Raw genomic sequence first — 17,797 nt, 5'->3', positions numbered from 1 at the left:
CTCCCGGTGAATAGTGCCACCCTAAAAGTTCAAAGAATGGTTATCAGGAACGAAGTAACCCTTATGTAGGGAGTAGGCAAGAGGCAAGAGGAACCCACCCCTAACCCCTCCCAGGAGGGGAAGGCAAGAGGCAAGAGGCAAGAGGCAAGAGGCAAGAGGCAAGAGGGTGCATCTCAATATTTGTAAAAAAGAAGCGAAGTCTGGGAAGTGTGAGAAGTGTGGGAAGTGTGGAAATTTTATTAAAATAGACCTCTTAAAAAAGTATTATTATGATAGTGTTTGCGTCAATTATTGTCCAATTTTACTTTATCCGCTTCATATTACCGACAACTGCCGCGAAGTCTAATAACGTAAGCATTCAGCTATTATCAGCTATCAGCTATCAGCTATAGCGCTAATCGCGCTATCAGTTATCAGTTTGTGAATAAAACAGGTAACCATCAGGTAACCATTTTTTTGATCTGAGTGAAGTCACAGGCTGGAAGCCTGTGCCACAAAGCTGACCGCTGAATGCTTACCTAATAACAACTATAAATGAGCTTTTGCTCCAGCACAAAAAACTTAAAATCGGAAGCGATGCAGTCGGCCAAAGAGGTTTTACTCCATGAGCGACTGCATCGCTAATTTCTTGCCTGTTGCCTGTTGCCTGTTGCCTCTTGCCTTTCCCAAGGGCGACTATGTTCACAACTCAAATAAAAATGCTATATGGACGTTTCTGATTCCCAAATCATTACCTACAGCCCTGCCTACACTTTGGTACCCACTTACGAATGCTTTAATCGTTGTAGCTACTGCAATTTTCGTGCTGAACCGGGTAGCAGTCCTTGGTTGAGTCTGGAGGATGCGGAAAATCAGTTAACGTTGCTTCAGTCTCAGGGTGTTTGTGAAATTCTGATTCTTAGTGGTGAGGTTCATCCTAGGTCTTCACGGCGCAAGGCTTGGTTTCAACGAATTTATGATTTGTGTGACCTGGCTTTGTCTCTGGGATTTTTGCCCCATACTAATGTTGGACCGTTGAGTTGGGAGGAGATGGCGCGACTCAAGCAGGTGAATGTGTCTATGGGGTTGATGTTGGAACAATTGACACCGGAGTTGCTCAAAACTGTTCACTGCTATGCTCCGAGTAAGATACCAGAGGTGCGACTACAACAGTTGCAATGGGCGGGAGAATTGGGGATTCCCTTTACGACCGGTTTGTTGTTTGGCATTGGTGAAACTGAGCAGGATTGGTGGGAAAGTTTAAATGCGATCGCACAAATTCATGGTGAGTATGGTCATATCCAAGAAGTTATCCTGCAACCTTACAGTGAGGGCACTACAGAGATATTTCATAGTCAGTCTTTCGGTCTTAATCAGCTGCTAAAGGTGATTCGGAAGGCCCGTCAGATTTTGCCCTTGGATATTACTGTCCAAATTCCTCCCAATTTAGTTGATACTGTTGGTCAATTGCCTCAACGGTCTTCTGCTCTATTAGCTTGTTTGGAGGCTGGCGCACGGGATTTAGGAGGAATTAGTCCCAAGGATGAGGTGAATCCGGATTATCCTCATCCCCATAGTTATCGATTGCGAGACGTGATTGAACCAGCTGGATGGACGTTAGTAGCGCGTTTGCCAGTTTATCCTAAGTATGACAGTTGGTTACCTCCGAGATTGCGAGGGGTGGTTGAGAGATGGCGGATTGATAATTGGTAATTGGTAATGGGTAATTGGTAAACGTGTTGAACAGCACTGGAACCAAGATTCCGATAATTTCGTCTGGTCAGAGGTGAAACGATTGACTGATAAGCCTGATGTCAAACAGTAAGTGTGGTCAACAAGTACGTAGCAACTATGTTCTCAGACTTCTCTGGCCAAAATCTCCGAGGTCGCTCTTTTAAGGGTCAAAACCTTACAAGAGCAAACTTTAACCACACTGACCTTCGAGGTGTAGACTTCAGCAATGCTATTTTGAAAGGAGCGACCTTTAGCCATGCTAGGAGTGGACTACGGTATTACTGGGTCATTCTTTTACTAGGATTTTCATTACTTCTGTCAACATTATCAAGTCACATTTTCTGCCGAACTGGTCATATTTCCCTAAAATTTCTGGAATCAGAATCCCCTATTCTTCAGAGTGCGATCGCATTAGCACTGTTAGTCATCTTTAGCATCATTATTATCCGGCGGGGATTTGCTCTGGCATTAGTGCTGGTGGTTATAGCTGTAGCTGATATTAGCCTGGAAGCTAACATCACCCGTGTTGCTATAGCCGTAGCTGGAGTTGAGACATTAATGTTAGCTATCGCTGTAGCAATTGGCACAACTATCGCTATCGCCCATGGTGGAATTATACCAGGAATTTTAGTAGTAGCTGGAGCTATCATCGCCAATATAGATATCCATGGAGAAGAAGCTTTAGCTGGTAATATTGTCGAAGCTGCTCATTTTTCCTGGGGTTTGGCTGTGACATTCCTAGGGGCTTATGTAGCTAAGCAAGCCTTGGCTGAAGACTCAAAATTTGCCTTTATTCGCTTAATCGCTATTATTTTACCGGCTAAACTAGGCACAAGTTTTGGCCATGCTAACTTAACCGATGCTGATTTCACCCAAGCTAGCCTCAAAAGTACAGATTTCAGAAATGCTAACCTCACTCGCACTAACTTTCATCTAGCCACAAACCTTGACCTAGCTAAGGTTAGCAATACTATTTTAATTGACCGAGAGGTTCGGGATTTAGTTGTTACTCACCGAGGTGCTAATCAATCCTATCAGGGACGTAATCTCAAAGGAGCAAACCTAGCAGGTGCAGACCTCAGTGATGCTGACTTAACCGAAGCAGATGTCAGTGAAGCCACCTTTGAAGGGGCTTGGTTAGAACGAGTTAACCTGACTAAAACCCAAGCCTTAACCACTAATTTTAAGTATTCACAGCTAACCGGAGCTTGTTTAGAAGCTTGGAATATTGATAGCACGACTCAACTAGATGGTGCTATCTGTGACTATGTTTATCTGCTCAACCATCAGAGAGAACGCCGTCCTAGTAGTGGGGAGTTTGCCACCGGGGAATTTACTAAACTGTTTCAAGAAGTTTTAAATACCGTTGATTTAATCTTCCGCAATGGAATTGATTGGAAAGCGTTCGCTTCTTCGTGGCAAAAAATACAAATCGAAAATGAAGGGAGTGAGCTCGCTATCCGCAGTATTGAAAATAAAGGAGATGGCTGTGTTATTGTCAGAGTAGATATACCAGCTGATGCTAATAAAGCTGAAATCCATGGTAATTTTATTCAACATTATGAATTGGCTCTGAAAGCTTTAGACGAAAAGTATCGAGCTGAGCTAAACAGTAAAGATGATCAAATTACTCGCTATCAGGAGGATCAAGCCTATTTCAAAGAATTATTGACTCAACTGTTAGCTAGCCGACCGGTTAATCTGAACGATACTCAGAAAGAAGCAACGTCAAAATCTGTAGACAGCAAGTTAGTTATTCTAAAAGTTGGTCAAGGTAAGCTCACACAAGGGTTTCCGATTACCCTTCAGATTGGAGCAGAGGGAAGTTTACCATCGGTAGAATGCACGGGAGTTTTGCCCTCAGCTCCGGAAATTATCCAATCCTATGGCAAATGGCAATCACTCTACCGCAGAGGGATGAAAACTGGTCTACGGCTAGAAGTGATAGAAACAAAAATTACTAATTTCAGCAAAAAGGAGTTTTTTGAAGCATGTCATGATTCAGCGGAAAACTTGAAAGAAGACCTGAATCGTTGGTTAAAATCTGAGTCGTTTCGCTCGATTAGAGAACAACTCCTAGAAAAGCTAAGCACTTCTGATTTAATTCGGGTTATTATCCAAACCGAAGACAGTAATCTGAGGCATTTACCTTGGCATCTCTGGGATTTTTTCGAGCGCTATCCTAAATCGGAATTTGCTTTGAGTACTCCAGCTTATGAACGTATCGAAAAATCTACGTCTACTAAGGCGAAGGTAAACGTATTAGCAATTCTGGGTGATAGTACTGGGATTGATATTCATAAAGACCGGATTTTATTAGAAAAATTGCCTGATGCAGCAGTCACCTTTTTAGTAGAACCAAATCGACAAGAGATCAATGACCAACTCTGGGCGCAACCCTGGGATATTCTATTTTTTGCTGGTCATAGTTGTAGTCATTATCAGGATGAAATTGGACAGATTTTTATTAATAAAACCGATAGTTTGAGCATTCCTCAATTAAAGCATGGTCTGAAAAAAGCGATCGCTCAGGGCTTAAATCTAGCAATATTTAACTCTTGTGATGGATTAAGTTTAGCAGTGAATCTCGCTGATTTACACATCCCCCAAATGATTGTGATGCGGGAGCCTGTGCCAGATCAAGTAGCGCAAGCATTTCTGAAAAACTTCCTGGCTGCCTTTGCTAGTGGTAAGCCATTCTATTATTCAGTCCGTGAAGCCAGGGAAAAGCTGCAAGGTCTAGAAGATGAATGTCCTTGCGCTACTTGGTTACCTGTGATTTGCCAAAACCCAGCAGAAATTCCAGGAACTTGGCAAGATTTTCGTAACGCTATTGGAGACAGCTAATCCCCATGAGCAACTGCATTGCTATTCGGGTGCATCTCCTAAAAGCTGTTTGATCCTGTTGGGGAATTGTTTCAATGGTCTTCTGCTCTTTTACAACTGTTCTGCTTTCCAAAGGAGCAATCAGGTGCAGATGAAAGGTATTGCAGACAGCCCTAGATTCTATAAGCCTTTCATGGTCAGGCTTTCAGGGACTGCGAGCCATATTGGTCAGAAATATCGCCTATCAATTTAAAGTTTTGTGAAGACATTAAACATTTCTGACTCATGAGAGTTTATTATATATAGGGCAAGTTAAACCAAGAGCTTAGGGTGTCCTAAATTCATTTTCCACCGACGAGGTCACGTACTAGAGTCTTTGTTGGAGAAGATGAGTTCTGGCGCAACCTTAATCCGTAGCACTTGTCCATAATCTACCATAATCTCATCAGAGAAAAGAAACAATGAAAAAGTGGATTGGATTACTACTGGCCTTTGTAGCCGTGCTGACAATGATGTTAACTGCTCCAGTAGCAGAAGCTTCTCCCACAGGTTGCAAGGTAGCTTTGCAAGCTGATACAGGGAAATGGTTTTCTCGCTGTCGGAACTGTCAAGAAGCTGTATATGATGGCAACAACTTTAACGCTGATACTGTCACAGTCCATATTGACTTGCCTACTAACGATAAGCCTTACGCTCAGTTTGAAGTCGTTGATGTCGGCGGAGGTAAGATTGCGTTGAAGTCAGACACAGGAAAGTATGTAGCGCGCTGTAATAACTGTGTTGCAGGAGGTGCATACCCAGACTTTCTAACTATTCACGTTACTGATCCTTCCGCACCATATGCACAATTCACTCCAGAGTTGCTAAGCAATGGCAAGTATGCTCTGAAGGCTGACACTGGCAAATATGTATCACGATGCAATGGTTGCTCACCTACTTCTGCTTACCCAGACACGGTTACGGTTCATATTACCGATCCCACAAATGCACCTTATGCACAATGGAATATGATTTATATCCCATAGGGTAACTTGCATTCAGAACCGAAGAAGGTCTCAAAGAGTAAGCCTCGATTAGACTAATTCTTGATCACCAGTGGAGATGAGCGTTTAGTTCATCTCCTTTCGCTATAAGTTGTAGGGTGGGCAAAAACATTTTGGTTATGGGTGAGTATTCTAGATAATAAAACTTTGCCCACCCTACTTTAATTGGTATTTTTTTTACACTAGCTTGGCTTTAATAACATGCACTAAGATAAAACGCTATAAGTTTCAGGCTTTGATCCCAAAAAGCAAGCGCACTATAGCTAACCTTTTGACTATGAATTCGTAACAAAGCGCCGTCAAAGCTAAGGTCAAAATTGATAGTACTAAAAACTCAGAGAATACTCCTTGCGGTCTAGGTGTAAAGTAACCAACTGTAACTAGGACTACAAGGTGCAAAATATAGTACATGTAAGAGCTTCTACTCATATAAGATAGAAATCGATTAGAAAAACATAAATATTTTTTAGCTAACCCTAATATGGCAGCGAGCCCAGACCAAGTATTTAAACCTGCCAAGAGAGAATAAACACAATATTGGCCACTTAACGTCGGTGTCGGTCTATAAAATATTGTAGGAAAATCGGCACTTATCATTACTACTATAATTAGTGTACTGATGCTCCAGATACCTATCCACAATCGCAAATTACAATCTATAATATCTGTATTTTTTTTATCCATACAAATAATATAGCCGATTATAAACGCTAACAAATTGTAGCTGAAGTATGCTAAATCGCCAAACATATTCAGGGAAAAGAAAGGCCAAAAACAACCTAGGATAAATGTAGTGGAGAATAATAACGATGGTATAAACATACCAACATAAGAAGAGATAACGTTGCTTACTGTAACAAGCGCGTTAGAGTTTTTCCAATATAAAAACAAAGGCAAAGAAATTAAGGTAAATAAAAACAAATACCCCACAAACCAAAGATGAGCCCATCTGGGCGCTCCGCTATACCCATTAAAAGCAGTGAGAATAAAATAAGGGATAAATTCAAATATAAAATGCTTTAAATTCCGCTCTTGGAGATCGCTAGGAAAAAAGTAAGTCAATATCGGACTTAACAAAAAAATAAAACTTATTAGGGGCAGTATTAGTCTTTGTAAGCGCTCTCGTAGATAGGAGACAGTACTCTTTTTTTGCAAAGCAATAGCTGCACTATATCCCGATATAGCAAAAAGTAAAGGCATATGCAGTGGCGCAATTAATGCTAGATATAAACTGAACAACTGACTGGCGACTGAATTCTCAGGAATATTTGAAAATCCTGGGACAACCACCATCATCCAAGCCACATGAAATGGTATTAAATTTAAAATCACTATGACTCTTAGCCAATCCAAATAAAAAAGCCGTGGTGGTGGGGTCACTAATTTATTTCCACTAGAGCTTTTAGGCAAAATTTCAAGACTAGACATTATATTGTCGGCTTTTAAAACAGATAGTTCGATTATAAACCCCTTTTAATACTGCCTAGCTCAAAAGATTGTCAATTTAAATTAACAATATTTTCCATAAATAATTTTAAAATTACTTATTTAAACTATCTACAATGCTTAAAAAAAACGTTTCCGGATAGTCTATAAAATTTTATTTTGATGATCTACTTTGCTTATTCCTTAGACAGAGGTATAGCAATTCTACGACTTGTTACGACTTGTGAGGTACAAATTTCTGGTTTTTAGGGAGCAGGGAGCAGGGAGCAGGGAGCAGGGAGCAGGGAGCAGAGAGCAGGGAGCAGGTAAGAGGAACCCACCCCTAACCCCTCCCAAGAGGCAGGGCTGTTTCTTGCGTCCGGCTAAAATTTGATTGCTGGGGAGGTGGGGAGATAGGGAGATAGGGAGATAGCGGTGCGACAATAAGCGCGAATTTAATTCTCCGACTGTAAGCGCACCGTCGGAGAATTTTTATTAATAAAAAGGTATTTTTAACCTGAAAAAAAACCTCTCCCCAGCACCCCAGCTCCCTTTCACCAGATTGAATTGACAATTTATTCGGGGAAAATGAAACAGCCCTGCCCCATTGTAGGGTGGGCAAAAATATTTTGGTTATGGGTGAGTATTCTAGATAATAGAACTTTGCCCACCTATCCCTATGAGCAACTGTATTGCTATTCCCTTATAAAAACCCATACCAAACCGCTACAATACCATAATCATTATAATGCTAAGTAGTCGGACATAAATAAACGGTACTGTCTCGAAAACTTTAAAATGCTTGTAACCTTTACCCCAAAAGGTTTTGTCTATATTTACAAAACTTTATACAGCACCCAAAACTTTTGTCCGACTACTTATTCCCCTAGAGAAGTACCAAAGATGGGCATTCCAGTTAGTATCGAAATCGTTGGGTAATCGCTCCTGAAGACTAGAAGATTGTAGGTGAAGTAGCTCAGGTTTGTTGAGGGGAGTTGGGATTACAGTCCAATCTTTTCTGTTATTAAACTGGCTATAGAGTTTCTCAGTATATGGTAGCACCGCAGCATTATACTTTTGAGTACTTACCACTTCTGTGACTACATCAAGCTGCCCTAGGATAGAAATAACAATACGATCCAATCGTGGCGCACCTTTTACATAGTTGGGAAAGGCATTCAGTACAATTTCTTTGGCTGAGTCAAATGTCTCAACCTGGAAAGGTCCACTGCCAATGGGCTTCAGCTGAAAGCTTTTTTGATTGTAAGCGTGGCGCGGTACTATACCGATAGTCATCAGAGAAGCAATGTAGGGTGGTAGTGGAGACTCAACAATGTCGATGGGGCGGGGGCGTGGTTGGTCAACGATTTCGATAGACTCAATCTGATCAGACTCAATGGCTCGGGAGCTTGGTTGCTCAACAATCTGATCAATCCTCTCTAGGGGCTGAATCTGATCCCGGTCAATGGGCGTAATGGTATCATCTTTATCAATATCAACTTGATCAGAATTATCGTCTTTGCGTTCCTCTTCTTTGAGAAAAGGCCACAGTACTTCAAAGCTGATTATCCGATCATTAACGACATTGATATCTCTGATTATGTTTATTACCCGCGTATTTGGGCTTGAGTTAAGTTTTTTATATACCTGATAGGTAAACTCCACATCAGCTACAGTAAGCTGTTTTCCGTCATGGAAACTCACATTTTCAGACAGCTGGAAAGAAATTATTCGAGTATTCTTGTCCTTATTTTCACTCCACCACCAACGAGTGGCAATATCCGGCACAAAAGCCCCTGTTTTTGGATCAAGACGACCCAAACCACGGAAGACTAGGCTCAACACATCCCCTGGACCGTAGTTTATATCCCCTGAAGGGTAGTTGATGTTCACTAATGGGTCAAGGGTATTGATATCACGAAAATCAGCAATGGTTAGTTGGTTTAGACCTTTAACCTCAATCTTTCTGGTAAAGGTGCTGTTAGCTCGGTTGAGGTCTAAATGCTTGTGGTTGGGATCAGCAGTGAAGCGGATGGTGTGGGAACCAGCTTCGAGTCTGAGCTGGCGACGGATACTACTGTCTTGCGATCGCTGATTGGGCTGCAACGGACCATGGGATTGGATTGACTGGGGCTTGTTATCCACTGTCCACTGTACCTCGAAGGCATCAGAAGAACTATTCCCTTGATTGATTAGATCAGCTTCAATGGTAATCAGCTCTCCTGCTGATGGTTGATCTGGTATGATAATAATATTGCGCACTCGTAAATCAACGGTGATTGCTTCCCAAGACAGCAGATTGGTGCTTTGACCATCGATAACCACAAACAAGACACCAGAGCCAGTTACTTCGGGCATGGTAACTATTAAACGGGACTTGCTCCACTCCAGAATCTGTGCTGGTTGACCTTGGAACAAAACTGCGGCATTAGGGTCGCGATCGCCAAAATTACCTCCCTCAATCACAACCTGACTTCCCGGTAGTCCTTTTGCTGGTTTGACCTCACTCAAGAACGGTAGCTGTCGCCATATCCGAATCCGTGAATCAGCAATTCCAGTTTTGCGGCTGAGTTCAGCTACCATTGCCGCTGTTTGGGTGTAGCCTTCAAGGTCATTAACTGAGTAAATCCCAATCCCATTTAATTGTTTGATCTCAGCTTCGGTAATACCAGGTAAGGTAGTCAGGGGCCTGGTGCTGATGGGTTGATCAAGTTGCTTACGCACTCCTTGTAACTGGCTTTCTAGGACTTGGGCAAAATCCAGTTTGATAACAGTAGCGCTATTTTCCCCAGGGTCTGTAGTCCGAAATAAGATTTTCCCGTCAGAGGTACGGCGCAGCTTAACTTCTATGTCCAGTTTAAGCTGTTTAATCGCCATCGACTTGCCACGGGCATAAGATTTCAAAGAAAGGGTATCTTCAGCACGGTCAATTTCAGCAGCGATCGCATCAACCATATCCGCTAGCTGCCATTCCGTGTTTTCGTCTTTATTGCTGTCTATATTACCTTGTGTATTGCCGTTGCTGGCTGTTAATGATTCCTCATTAGTCATAGTAGTTTACTAGCAAAAATGTTGAACTTCGGATGGGGTAGTATTATCAGCGCGTTTGTATTTGATATTTAAACCTGTATGGTCTTTTTTTATTAGACAATAAAACTCCGAATCTCTTTCCCCTATTGCCTATTGCCTATTGCCTATTGCCTTTTTGGGCAATTCGTGTGTTTACAACCTAGATACAAACGCTATAGTGATTTTTCAGGAGCGATAGTCATGCGGATGCGACCTAGTTTACCGACAGGGGGAGTTTCTAGGGTTGAAGGTAAACTAATCATTACTCGTGATGTGGTTTCCTTTTGACTTAAAAATTGCCCATCGGTTTGTAGGTATAAATGGGCTGGAATATCAAAATAAACATCTGTAACCTCTAAATTCGTTCCTGCTGTAGTGTCAGAACTTTTTTGGTCGAGGGTGTCAGATACTTCTTCAAGGATTAGGGCAATTAAGTTGCCTAGTGTGATGTCAGCCATAGGTAATGATGCACAGGGGATGATTGACGTTACTTAATAAGGGAGCAGGGAATCGGGAATCGGGAATCGGGAATCGGGAATCGGGAATTACCCTTAATAAAAATATCTCCAAACTCCCCTCTCTTTTCCTATTCCCTGGGCGCTACCCTATTACAACAATCATCCCGCTGCAATACTTAAGTGATTAGATGATCAAGTTATCCGTTCGATTCTACTATTGGGAAGGTCTCGGTGCGGAAGCGAATTTTAACCTGACCAATGATTTCAGTACTCATGGTGACGTTATCAAATGAACTTTCATTGGTTGCTTTGACTTTTAGTTTGTTGAAGTTCGCTCCAACAGAAGCGCGACCCCATCCCCACCTAGCACTGGCTCGGAGATAAGCGCCAGCTTGTAAACGGTCGTACTCGCTTTTTCGTCTAGTTTCTGTTTCGGTAGCAGTAACGTTAAAGGTAAGTTTAGAAAAGATTTCACCATCGGTGATCACAATCCGTGCCATACCCTGCCGTGCCATCTCCCGGAGATGATCAATCAAGCTTTGTGCCAGTGACTCAGAGAGTTTCCGACGAATTAGTTGGACTTGAGCAACTGTGAAAGAATTCTTCTGCTCTGGTGTGATAGTGAGTTTAAGGGGTTGTTCCAGATTGACCGTTTCTGCTTCTAATGCTCTTGCTACCTCCTTTAATTTAGTAACACCAGCCTTGCCAGGATTGCCGGTGTTTTGGTCTGTAGGTGTGTTTGGAAATATATAGTTCGCCCGTACAACAGTGCCGCCATTTCCATCCGGGTAGTTTTCATTAAGGTGTGCGTTAATCTCCGCATCAGAGACATTCTCAGCCTCGAACTGCTTGAGGGTTTTAGCTAGGTTAGCAACCAGCTCAGCATAGGCTTCGATCTGTCTGATCGTCCCAGCGATAATAGCATCGAAAGTGCCGTTAATTAAGCCAGCAGTAAACTCCACAAAGCCTAGGTCTTGTACTTGCTTGGCGGCATTAATACCGGTATTAACAGCATCACCGATAGCCATGCCTCCAACCATGGATATCTGAGATTGCTGCTGATTCAGTTTTTCCTCAACCAATTCCTGGAGTGTGTTACCGAGGAGATCAGCAATACCATCGCGCACTAGTTGCCGCTCTTGCTGGTCGCTAATCCGTGCTAGCGCTGAATCAACAATCTCGGTGACGATGCGGTTAACACCTTCTTGCACTAGTGCTTCAGTAGACGGATTTTTATCCGTGGACTGAATTTCTGGGTTTGGCATATCACCTAACTGTGGCGGAATTGGATTTTCTGAAGTCATGACATGATGTCCTTAAAATTAAATGGTATCAATCGGGGTAACTTATCTAGCCCTTGGATTAGGAATGTAACGTTATGCATTCGCTTCATCACAACTTTCAAATGAGTAGATCACACTGAATTGGCTCAATTAAGGTAACTTATCTACCCCTTAATTTACTAATGAATAACGTTGTTGTCCCAACCTAACAACTTTCAAATGAGTTTTTCACCCTGAATAAACCTTTGGTTACAGCAACAGCTCATTCTCAAGCGTTGCTTAATGATGGTATAATTAAGCTCTTATAGAACCCCACGTTTTTTTGGAAAAAAACTCTCAAAGTTCCCCAGAATTGGGGCAGCACCGGGGTGGATCTAGAGGCTGATGTAGAGGCTGATGCTTTCAATCATTAATCCTTAATTTCAGCAGCACCAATTCTTAGGGTACACCCTAATCAATGGGGCTATTAGGGTTTTAAATGAGATGTAAACAAAAGATGATGGATCAAGGAAACTTCCGATCAAGGACCAGCTAAGACTAGGAAAGAGATTCGAGGATTTTTTGATGTAGGCTAAATGAGCCTAAGTTTTTATGACCTATTTATAAACTCTATATTATTACTGAATTCTGGATCGTGCCTACTGCTCAACACCTGTGAATTCATTACATCGAACTGAGGCGAGATCAAATCCGTAGCCCGAGGGTATCTTAGAGGAAGATAGGGACAAACACTAGAAACCTCATGGCATCTATTCCTAATCCAACTCTGGCAGCTGGTCTAGAAGCTCTCAAACAGGGCAATTACCAGGATGCGATCGCACACTTAGAAGGTGTCTGTGAGATGGAGTTGGATGACTCCATTGTGACGGAAGCCTCTCAATCCCTAGTGCAGGCATATCCTAAGCATGGTCAACCGGAAAAAGCGATCGCACTTTGCCAACACCTGAGGGAACACCCTGACCCCCAGATACAGGAATGGGCAGCTAAAACTGAGACTGAGTTAATTACCAAGTATCCTATTGCTGCTAAGTCCCCTGCTGATGCCACAGGGTTTACTCCCCTAGAGGATAAGGCGTCTAGCCCACTGAAACTGAGCCGTAAACCAAACCAGACTGCTTCATCCTCTTCCCTATTACCAGTTCCCTACTCTCCCCCGGATATTCCCACCCTCTACACTCCTCGTCCTCGATGGCGCAACTGTGGACGAGCCCAGCATTGGCATCCCCTGAAATCTCCCAAGATGGAACGGTTGTGGTTAGTAGCAATCACGGTTGCGATCGCATTTTTTTGGCTACTGCGGGTTCTAGTAGAATTCGCCATGGAAACCATCAATTCCATCTTGGTAGAGTTACCGTGGTTCCAACCCTTCCAATTGTTATACCGTGACCCAACTCTAGCCCTAGGAATTACCTTAGCAATCCTATTTATCCTATCGCCGTGGTTAATGGATGGATTGCTAAAACAGTTTCATGGTCTTGAACCCCTATCCCTAACTCAACTAGCTTCCCGCCATCCAGAATCCGCTAAAGTCATCCAAAAGGTTTGCCGCAAACGACGTCTGCCCTTACCGACCTTAAAAATCTTACCCACAGACGCCACCGTAGCCCTGACCTATGGTAACTTACCTCGCACTGCTCGCATTGTAGTTAGTCAGGGATTATTAGACCAGCTCAAAGATGATGAAATTGCCAACATCTACGCCGGTCAGCTAGGACATATTATCAATCGGGATTTCATGTTGATGTCCCTAGGGGTACTAATTATTCAAATCCCTTACACCATCTATTGGCAAATCCCTCAGTGGGCAGAGAAACTAAAGGAATTACTCCTGGTTAAATTACCTGGTGCTAGGGGATGGTTAAGCGCAATCCTTTTAGGAATTACCGGTACCCTTGCTTCCCTCAGTTACAGCATTTACTGGGTATTGAGCTTACCGCTGTTATGGTTATCTAGAGCTAGGGTTTACTATAGCGATCGCATCGCCATCTCAATCACTGGTAATCCCAATGGCTTGACCCGCGCCTTACTAAAAATTGCCCTAGGGATAAGCGAAGACATCCAAATTTCCGGCCAAACCAGTGGGCTATTAGAAAGCTTTGATGTCTTACTCCCCGTCGGTTATCAGCAAGCCATGGTTATCGGCAGTTTTTCCCCCACCACCCCCTTTGAAGACATCTTAAAATGGGACTGTACTAATCCCTACCGCTACTGGTTAATCATCAACTCTGCCCATCCCCTACTGGGAGAACGCTTACATTTACCTAAGCGCTACGCCCACTTTCTCAAGCTTCATGCCGAACTAGAGTTACCCGCTTTAATTCCTGCCAGTCGCAATCGAGCTGAATTTTTCTCTAAACTCAGCAACAGTTACAAAGCCTTACCCCTGCTACAAAGTACCCTAATTTTTGGAGTAATAATGGGGGCAGCCCTAAGAGGGATACTTTGGATAATTGGTAAACTATCTGACCTGCTCGACATTTGGCAGCTAATTTGGCTACATAATGCCAATTCCTTTATCGATGCTTGTATCTTAATTGCCTTTAGTATCAGTGTCTTTCTCTGGATTAATAATTACTTTCCCGACCTTAAACCTACTAATATTGGTACTGACCCCGACTTAGGAGATTATTTCGCCACTAACGCTACCCTACCTCCCGATAGTCGTCCTGTTCTCTTAAGCGGAAAATTATTAGGACGTTCGGGATTACGCAATTGGCTCGGACAAGATTTAATATTACAAACCTCAACAGGTTTAGTCAGACTAAATTACTGTTCCTATCTCGGACCACTAGGTAATATCCTACCTCAACCCACCCGTGTTAGTAATTTAGTTAACCAGACCGTGATTGTCACCGGTTGGTTTCGCCGGGGTGTTAATCCCTGGATTGATATTGAAACCATCAGTATCGAAGACGATAAAGTAATTCGCAGCTACTATCCCATTTGGATTACCATCCTCGCCACAGTAGCAGCCCTATCCGGCGCTTATCTGATTTCCCAAGTGGGAGCATGAAATTATTACGAGGGAATCGGGAATCGGGAATCGGGAATCGGGAATCGGGAATCGGGAATCGGGAATCGGGAAGTTGATGTAGGGTGGGCAGTGCATGAGACCGGATCAATCACTGGGATCATAGTTGCTAGACACTGCCCACCATCGGATGGGGTTGATATAGTTCCGTAGGGTGCGTTAGGGGGGCTCGCCGTAATTTTCAACCTCGTAGCCAGCCTTGGGAAAGTCCCCCCGTAACGCACCACTGGGTTAAACACTGCTCACCATCGGAATAGTAGATGTAGGGTGGGCAGTGGATCACGGATGAATCACTGGGATCATAGTTGCTAGACACTGCCCACCATCGGATGGGGTTGAGCAGAACGGATCAATCACTGGGATGATAGTTGCTAGAGAATGTTTCATGTTTCTTGTATTCACAACCCAAATCCAAACACTATAGTATGAAAAAACTGTCTCTAATTTTACCATTAGCTATCTTAACTTTTAGCAGTATAGTTGTTAACAGCCAAGAAACCTCCTCACCCAATAGTTACACTCAATCTGTTGCCAGTGAAGTGTTAGGTAGTGGTTATCCGACTCAAGAAAAAAAGTAAATTCTGGAACTTATTCGCCATACCATCAAACCCAGAACAAAACTCCCTCCTCATATTCATACGGGAATGCAAATTGGAGTAATAGAGGCTGGCACGTTAACGTTTACTGTTGTGAAAGGAGAGGCTAAAGTAAGGAAAGCTAATGGCACAGAATTAATTCTGCAACCAGGGCAAACTACACAACTAACGGTTGGAGATTCTCTAGTTGAATCTAGCGGAATGGTTCATTATGGTGAAAACCAAACCAACAAACCAGTTATTCTTTTGTCCGCTTCTCTATTTGATGTTGAGCAACCAAAAACTATTTTAATCGATCCAGAAAAATGAAGAATAACCTATAAGCGGTCAGCCGTTAGCTGTCAGCGATCATCCGTTGGCCTTGCTCCCGACTCCCGACTCCCGACTCCCGATTCCCGATTCCCGATTCCCGATTCCCGATTCCCTAAAAAAACTATTAAGAAATGTTGCGTAATCTGCAAATATTCGTTACATTTGTTTACATAACTGATTACCCGAGGACCACTACGTCCTTAAGACCTTGAGCTCACAGCCAGGGATAAAGGCACACTGTAATCGTATTGGCCCTAGGTTTTCTCCTCCCAACACAGCAAGTATCACCAGCCCCTCTCAATGGCTGGTTTTTTTATATCTACAAATTTTCCATTGAGTCTCTATTCCCGGCTCCCGACTCCCGATTCCCGATTCCCGATTCCCGATTCCCGATTCCCGATTCCCGATTCCCCCCAAAATTTGTTACAAAAGTTTTTAAAATATGTTATAATAAAATATTTTTTATGTTATAATAAAATTGCCCCAGACGTTAAACGTTCAACGGGAAGAGCCAGCCTGAAGATATTCCAGGCTGAAGGCTGGCTCTAGGACCCCTTATAACAGGAGATACATTAGATTATGTCCTATGCTGAACGCCTACATCCATGGGTGGTGGTGCGCCTATTGCCCAAGATGCAACGAGTAATTGTTGCTCGGTTCCGTAAACGATCCGATGCGGAGGGTCATATGCAGGCTCTGAAACGGCTAATGCCCGATGCTCAATTTGTGATTATATTTGATATCGGCGAGCCGATCACTGAAGAAGATTCTTAAGATTATAGGGAGTAGGGAATCGGGAGTCGGGAGTCGGGAGTCGGGAGTCGGGAGTCAGATCAGGGTTCCCTCTTGCCTTTTGCCTTTTGCCTTTTGCCTCTTGCCTCTTGCCTTTTGCCTCTTGCCTCTTGCCTCTTGCCTTTCCCCAAAGAGATTATTCACGAATAAACTACCATAGCAATATATCCAGAGTAAAAACAAGACACTACCACCATGCCGCGACTGAATCTGATCGCTTCTGATCAAGCTTCTGGAAATCAACAGGCTGCACCTATCGAAAGCCGTGATCACTTCGATGGGAATGGAAACACAAATCAGCCTCAATCTCAGCAGTTAGAGCCCATGACCGGGGTGACATCAAACCAAATTGAGCTGGATTTGGAAGCAGTGAATCAGCAACTTGCTGAGGCTAGTGCTACCAAAATCGTAGAATGGGCAGCTGAAACTTTTGGTGATGGCTTAGTGATGAGTAGCAGCTTTGGGATCCAGTCAGCGGTCATGCTGCACTTGGTCACTACTGTGGTGCCAGATATACCAGTAATTTGGATAGATACCGGCTACCTACCGGTGAAAACCTATCGATTTGCCGAGGAGTTGATCGAACGGCTCAAGTTGAATGTAAAAGTGTACCAGTCTGCCATGAGTCCAGCACGGATGGAAGCCTTGTATGACAGACTCTGGGAAAAGAATGATGTAGAATCCCTCAACCGCTACGACCAGATCCGCAAGGTGGAACCGATGCAGCGCGCTTTGCGGGAACTAAACGCAACGGGATGGTTAGCAGGATTGCGCAAGCAACAGACTGACCACCGCAAGACAATGGGCTGGGTTAACAAGCAGGGAGAGCAGCACAAGATTTTGCCAATTCTTAACTGGCACTCTAGGGATATCTATCAGTATCTCACCGCTCACGACTTACCCTATCATCCTATGTTTGATGAGGGTTATACAACCGTCGGTGATTGGCATTCCAGCCGACCTTTATCCTTTGATGATCAGGATGAACGGGATACCCGTTTTCATGGCCTTAAGCAAGAGTGTGGTATACACTTGCCTGAAACTCCTGGTGAAGCCGCAAGTCTTGATTCTAGCTCTCTTTAATAGGGAACAGGGAACAGGGAATAGGGAACAGGGAACGAGAATGCGATCACTTACTATTCCGATAATGCTTCTACAATTGGTGGAACAGGCATCTTGCCTGTTTCCTGCTATCTAGAAATAATGCGATTGGCCATAGGCCACGCTACGCGATGAAGCTTCGCTTCCG

At 43.3% G+C, this 17,797-nt stretch carries 15 protein-coding genes; 9 read left to right on the top strand and 6 right to left on the bottom strand.

The features are described 5' to 3' along the window. Positions 1-21: 21 nt before the first annotated feature. Entirely contained in the window at positions 22-177 is a 156-nt protein-coding gene (locus tag F6J99_RS12660) for a hypothetical protein (protein ID WP_293113218.1), read from the bottom strand. Positions 178-705: 528 nt separating this feature from the next. Between F6J99_RS12660 and cofG the strand changes: the two genes are divergently transcribed. The 3 genes from cofG (at position 706) to F6J99_RS12645 (ending at position 5,564) form a co-directional block, all read left to right on the top strand. Beyond that, a complete protein-coding gene (cofG, locus tag F6J99_RS12655) occupies positions 706-1,692 on the top strand; it encodes a 7,8-didemethyl-8-hydroxy-5-deazariboflavin synthase subunit CofG (protein WP_293113217.1) in 987 nt (328 codons plus the stop codon). 138 nt (positions 1,693-1,830) lie between these two features. After that, positions 1,831-4,560 (top strand): pentapeptide repeat-containing protein, encoded by a 2,730-nt coding sequence (locus F6J99_RS12650; RefSeq protein WP_293113216.1) that lies wholly within the window; start codon positions 1,831-1,833, stop codon positions 4,558-4,560. 440 nt (positions 4,561-5,000) lie between these two features. Continuing rightward, a complete protein-coding gene (locus F6J99_RS12645; RefSeq protein ID WP_293113215.1) occupies positions 5,001-5,564 on the top strand; it encodes a hypothetical protein in 564 nt (187 codons plus the stop codon). A gap of 246 nt (positions 5,565-5,810) precedes the next feature. Here F6J99_RS12645 and F6J99_RS12640 read toward each other — a convergent pair whose 3' ends face one another. The 5 genes from F6J99_RS12640 to F6J99_RS12620 form a co-directional block, all read right to left on the bottom strand. Further along, positions 5,811-7,010, bottom strand: coding sequence for an acyltransferase family protein (locus tag F6J99_RS12640; protein ID WP_293113214.1), 1,200 nt, complete (start codon positions 7,008-7,010; stop codon positions 5,811-5,813). A gap of 222 nt (positions 7,011-7,232) precedes the next feature. After that, a complete protein-coding gene (locus tag F6J99_RS12635; RefSeq protein ID WP_293113213.1) occupies positions 7,233-7,451 on the bottom strand; it encodes a hypothetical protein in 219 nt (72 codons plus the stop codon). A gap of 402 nt (positions 7,452-7,853) precedes the next feature. Further along, the gene (locus tag F6J99_RS12630) at positions 7,854-10,058 is read right to left on the bottom strand and encodes an ABC transporter substrate-binding protein (RefSeq protein ID WP_293113212.1); all 2,205 of its coding nucleotides are present in this window, start codon (positions 10,056-10,058) and stop codon (positions 7,854-7,856) included. A gap of 191 nt (positions 10,059-10,249) precedes the next feature. Further along, positions 10,250-10,534 carry a hypothetical protein gene (locus tag F6J99_RS12625; RefSeq protein WP_070395658.1) on the bottom strand — a complete coding sequence of 95 codons (285 nt, stop codon included), beginning with the start codon at positions 10,532-10,534 and terminating at the stop codon, positions 10,250-10,252. Between the two features lie 197 nt (positions 10,535-10,731). Then, positions 10,732-11,838, bottom strand: a complete 1,107-nt coding sequence (locus F6J99_RS12620) for a hypothetical protein (RefSeq protein ID WP_293113211.1) — start codon at positions 11,836-11,838, stop codon at positions 10,732-10,734. Between the two features lie 721 nt (positions 11,839-12,559). On the opposite strand from F6J99_RS12620, the gene F6J99_RS12615 reads away from it, so the two are divergent. The 6 genes from F6J99_RS12615 (at position 12,560) to F6J99_RS12590 (ending at position 17,631) form a co-directional block, all read left to right on the top strand. Continuing rightward, on the top strand, positions 12,560-14,830 hold the full coding sequence (locus F6J99_RS12615) for a zinc metalloprotease HtpX (protein WP_293113210.1): 2,271 nt from the start codon (positions 12,560-12,562) through the stop codon (positions 14,828-14,830). A gap of 443 nt (positions 14,831-15,273) precedes the next feature. Next, on the top strand, positions 15,274-15,426 hold the full coding sequence (locus F6J99_RS12610; RefSeq protein WP_293113209.1) for a hypothetical protein: 153 nt from the start codon (positions 15,274-15,276) through the stop codon (positions 15,424-15,426). After that, on the top strand, positions 15,427-15,753 hold the full coding sequence (locus F6J99_RS12605; RefSeq protein ID WP_365973203.1) for a cupin domain-containing protein: 327 nt from the start codon (positions 15,427-15,429) through the stop codon (positions 15,751-15,753). A gap of 336 nt (positions 15,754-16,089) precedes the next feature. Next, a complete protein-coding gene (locus F6J99_RS12600) occupies positions 16,090-16,305 on the top strand; it encodes a hypothetical protein (protein ID WP_293113208.1) in 216 nt (71 codons plus the stop codon). A gap of 30 nt (positions 16,306-16,335) precedes the next feature. Further along, entirely contained in the window at positions 16,336-16,530 is a 195-nt protein-coding gene (locus F6J99_RS12595) for a hypothetical protein (protein ID WP_070395662.1), read from the top strand. 342 nt (positions 16,531-16,872) lie between these two features. Then, entirely contained in the window at positions 16,873-17,631 is a 759-nt protein-coding gene (locus F6J99_RS12590; protein WP_293113219.1) for a phosphoadenylyl-sulfate reductase, read from the top strand. The last annotated feature ends 166 nt before the right edge of the window (positions 17,632-17,797 follow it).

Source organism: Moorena sp. SIO4G3 (assembly GCF_010692305.1).
Taxonomy (GTDB): Bacteria; Cyanobacteriota; Cyanobacteriia; order Cyanobacteriales; family Coleofasciculaceae; genus Moorena; species Moorena producens_A.
Note: the sequence above shows the minus strand (reverse complement) of the source record. Positions and strands in the feature narration are given on the sequence as shown.

What these genes read in the sequence shown, in the direction of transcription:
- cofG (WP_293113217.1), top strand. Translation starts at nt 706, where the DNA reads ATGGACGTTTCTGATTCCCAAATCATTACCTACAGCCCTGCCTACACT.
- F6J99_RS12650 (WP_293113216.1), top strand. Translation starts at nt 1,831, where the DNA reads ATGTTCTCAGACTTCTCTGGCCAAAATCTCCGAGGTCGCTCTTTTAAG.
- F6J99_RS12645 (WP_293113215.1), top strand. Translation starts at nt 5,001, where the DNA reads ATGAAAAAGTGGATTGGATTACTACTGGCCTTTGTAGCCGTGCTGACA.
- F6J99_RS12640 (WP_293113214.1), bottom strand. Translation starts at nt 7,010, where the DNA reads ATGTCTAGTCTTGAAATTTTGCCTAAAAGCTCTAGTGGAAATAAATTA.
- F6J99_RS12630 (WP_293113212.1), bottom strand. Translation starts at nt 10,058, where the DNA reads ATGACTAATGAGGAATCATTAACAGCCAGCAACGGCAATACACAAGGT.
- F6J99_RS12625 (WP_070395658.1), bottom strand. Translation starts at nt 10,534, where the DNA reads ATGGCTGACATCACACTAGGCAACTTAATTGCCCTAATCCTTGAAGAA.
- F6J99_RS12620 (WP_293113211.1), bottom strand. Translation starts at nt 11,838, where the DNA reads ATGACTTCAGAAAATCCAATTCCGCCACAGTTAGGTGATATGCCAAAC.
- F6J99_RS12615 (WP_293113210.1), top strand. Translation starts at nt 12,560, where the DNA reads ATGGCATCTATTCCTAATCCAACTCTGGCAGCTGGTCTAGAAGCTCTC.
- F6J99_RS12610 (WP_293113209.1), top strand. Translation starts at nt 15,274, where the DNA reads ATGAAAAAACTGTCTCTAATTTTACCATTAGCTATCTTAACTTTTAGC.
- F6J99_RS12595 (WP_070395662.1), top strand. Translation starts at nt 16,336, where the DNA reads ATGTCCTATGCTGAACGCCTACATCCATGGGTGGTGGTGCGCCTATTG.
- F6J99_RS12590 (WP_293113219.1), top strand. Translation starts at nt 16,873, where the DNA reads ATGACCGGGGTGACATCAAACCAAATTGAGCTGGATTTGGAAGCAGTG.